Source organism: Phycisphaerae bacterium (assembly GCA_012729815.1).
Classification (GTDB): Bacteria; Planctomycetota; Phycisphaerae; order JAAYCJ01; family JAAYCJ01; genus JAAYCJ01.
Genome location: JAAYCJ010000137.1, coordinates 1 through 3,811 on the forward strand (window position 1 = coordinate 1; position 3,811 = coordinate 3,811).

The following is a 3,811-nucleotide window of genomic DNA, read 5'->3' on the forward strand; positions in this document are numbered from 1 at the left end:
CCCTCACCACCGCTGCCACCGCCGCCGGCCTCAGCGCCGCCGGCCCCAAACTCTTCGCCCTCGTCGCCGTTGGCATGTTCATCATCAGCGGCCACCAGGCACTCCACAGCATGACACACTCCACAAAGGAACAGACCTTGAACGCCAGCGCAAGACATGAAGGCAACAAAACCTGGATTCCAAACGTCGACCGGCTCGAGTTCGGCCGCGGACAGGACAACCAGTTCATCGCCGCCCTCGCCGCAACCCTCAAAGCAATGGGCAAGCAGACCCCCTATCACGAGCTGATGGGCTTCTCCGCCGCCGCCTTCCGGTTCCAGTTCTTCATCCCGGAGTTCTGCCCAAGCTCGCCCGATCTGCTGCTCACCTTCGACCACGCCGAACCGGCCCTCAGCGCCGTCGGACTCCGCGCCGAGTGCATCGAGACAATTGCCATGTCCGACGACCAGTGCCGTGCCCTTCGCAACCAAATCGCCCAAAGCATCGAAGCCGGCCGGCCCGTCGTCGCCGAAAACCTGATGGGCCGCGGCAGCTACGGCATCGTCACCGGCTACGTCGAACCCGACAAGCAGTTCCTCTGCCGAACCTATCGCGATCGATCCGACGACTACGCGACCGCAACCGACTGGCCCTCCAAGCTCTGCCTGATTGACGGACCAACCGCCGCGCCAAGCCGCAGCGAAAGCGCCATCCGCTCGCTGCGCATCGCCGTCGAACTCGCCACAACCGACCGAACCGACTGGAACGGCCGATCTCAGGCTAGCGGCTTTGCCGCGTTCGAAAAATGGCGCGACGAACTGCGGAACGACGCGAGACTCGACGCCCTCGACACCCAAACCCTCGCCTATTCCGCAGCCGCCAACGGCTGGATCCACTACGCACTGCTCGACGCCCGCCGATCCGCCGTTCAATTCCTTCACGCCGTCGCCGACGAACTGAACCCTTCGGCCGGACCGCACCTGACGGCCGCCGCCCAAACCTACCAGGCCATCGTCGCCAAACTCGAAGCCGCCTCCACCCACGTCGCGATTCCATGGATCGCCGACGCTGCGCCAGACAGATGGTCGAAAAACGACCGCCACGCCCAAGCCGCCCTCGTCGACGAGGTCCTCACCCTTGAACGCCAGGCAATCGCCCAGATCGAACAAGCCCTCGCCGCCTGCGCCACCCTGCCCGCCAACGTCGTCCGCGACGCCGACCGCACCCTCATCACCAACGCCGAAAGACTCCGCCGCGACCCGCAGCGAACCAACGCCTTCTTCATCGCCATGGAAACGGCGCTAAAGACGATGGGCGAAGACGCCCAATACGACGACCTGATGGGCCACTCCGCCTACGCCTTCCGCATCCAGTTCCATCCGGACCGCTGGTGCGACAGCCCGCCCTGCCCGATCTGCGGGTCCGACAGCGCCGCAGCCGCACTCGCCGCCTTCGGCTTCCGACAGACCACCTGCATGGCCGAAGACGAGCACTCGCCCGACGCCGACGCCGCCCGCAAGACGATCGCAGCCGAAATCAACGACGGCCGCCCGGTCATCGCCCTCTTCGAAGACTGGGGCCTGATCGTCGGTTACTCCGACGCCGGCCGCCAGTTCCTCCGCCTCAACGACACCGACGCCGCCTCTCAGACCGCCATCGCCCAAAAATGGCCGTGGCTCACCATGATGCTCGAACGCACCGGCGCAAAACCACAACGCCGCCAGACCATTGCCCGTTCACTCAAACTCGCAGCCGAACAGATGCGCACGCCCAACGTCGCCGGCTTCCTCAGCGGCGACGCCGCCTGGCGACAATGGATCGCCGAACTCACCAACGCACAGCGCCTCGCCGCCATGGACGCCAGCGCCCTCGCCGACGCCGCCCGCTGCAACCGCTGCACCCTCGACTCCCTCATCGACGCTCGCCAAGCCGCCGTCCGCTATCTGCAGTCCATCGCCGCCGACACCGACCCGGAAACCTCCACTCACCTGCGCAGCGCCATCGCCAGCTATCAGGAACTGCTGACGATCCTGACCGACGCAACCCGCCATCTGCCCGCACCCAACCAACCATGGACAGCCGAAATGCGCCAAGCCCAAGCCGAGACCCTCCGCCAGGCCCCCGACCTGGACACCAGGGCCGTCAGCCAACTCGAAAAGGCACTGAACGCCATGACCGAACCGTAGCAGGCAATCCCACCACCCAGCCTATCCCACCAAAATCCATTTTTGATGCATATCTCCCGCCCCGGTATACTCTATTCCAGCAGACCCGGGGCGATTGCCGCCTCGGCCAAACGACCCCTCTGGAGACAGCCACGTGCTGGATGACCGTGACCTGCTGCGGCGGTACGCGACGGACGAAGACCCCGCCGCCTTCGCCCAACTCGTCGAACGATACGCCGATTTCGTCTACACCGCCTGCCTGCGAATCACCGGCAACCGCCACGACGCCGAGGACGCCGCCCAGGAATGCTTCCTCGCCCTCGCCCGACGGGCCCAGACCATCCATTCCTCGCTGCCCGCCTGGCTCCACGCCACCGCCCGCCACGCCGCCTCAGCCGTGCTCCGAAAAACCCGACGCGAACGCGAATTCCACCCGAACGCCGACGTGGCCGACACGAATCCCCAGGACGCCTCCTGCGACGATCTGGCCCCGCACATCGACGCCGCCATCGCCGAACTGCCCGAAACCCTCCGCACCGCCGTCATCCTCCACTACCTCCAAAACAAAAATCAGCCGCAAATCGCAGCCGAGCTGGGAATAGGCCAATCCACCGTTTCGCGACACCTCGACAAGGGCCTGCGAACGCTGCGAACCCAACTCACGCGGGCGGGCATCACCCTCTCACTGGCCGCCCTCGCCTCGCGCCTGGCCGAAGGGGCCGCCACCGCCGCGCCCGCCGCCCTCAAAACCACCCTCGCCGCCACTACCGCCGCAAGCGCGACCCACACAACAACCGCCGCCGGACTGGCCGCCAAATTCGCCGTCCTCGCCGCCATCGGCTCCTTCACCATAACAACCAGCCTCACCTACCATAACATGATCCACACCGCCCAAGCACAGGAGGTCTCCGCCATGACCACCACCGCACCCACCCTCAAGTACGGATTCCGCCACGATCCGATGGCCTTCGTCGAGAACAACCCTTCGTTCGAAGCCGCGGACGTGCGAACGTTCGTATTCAATCGCCCGCGCGAAGGCGACCGCGAACTGATCCAGGCCAGGATCGACGAGATACTGGGCGGCCAGCGTGAAGACGGCACCTTCGGCGACAACGCCAAGGCGGCTGGCGGCCCGCTGATAACACTGCTCGAACTCGGACTCCCGCCCGACTCGCCCCAGGTCCGGCGCAGCCTCGACGCCATGCTTCGCCAGATCCGCGCGGGTCAGAGCGGCGCCGAACCCTTCGAATCGGACGGCAAGATCGGCTTCCACTCGCTGATCGCCCTCTGCATGGCCAGCCGAGGCGACGAACCCGAGGTCGCGCCCGCCCTCCGCTGGCTCGCCGATCATCCCGACCAATGGATCGGACAGGGCTGTCCGTGGACGACCGTCCTCGCCCTGCGCGCCCTCTGGCTCGGCCGGGACATCGTCGACTCCCGCGAAGCTTTCGACAAAGGCATGCGATGGCTCGCCGAAAACATCAACGCCGCCGGATGCCTGCGTTTTCTCGAACCGTGGTTCATCCTCCATCTCGCCGGTGAGGTGGACCACCCGCTGAGCCGGGTCATTGTCGAAAAACAAATGCCGATGATCCTCCGCGGCCAACGGCCGGACGGCGGATGGGACAATAGCTTGACCGTCTTTCGCGCCCTCGTCCGCCACCGCA

2 protein-coding genes are annotated in these 3,811 nt (G+C 65.9%); both read left to right on the top strand.

Annotated elements, in window-relative coordinates:
- Positions 1-2,165 (top strand): hypothetical protein (locus GXY33_09430; protein ID NLX05352.1); only part of this gene is annotated, 2,165 nt, incomplete at its 5' end.
- 133 nt (positions 2,166-2,298) lie between these two features.
- Positions 2,299-3,811, top strand: a 1,513-nt coding sequence (locus tag GXY33_09435; protein ID NLX05353.1) for a sigma-70 family RNA polymerase sigma factor, incomplete at its 3' end; no start/stop codon positions are given.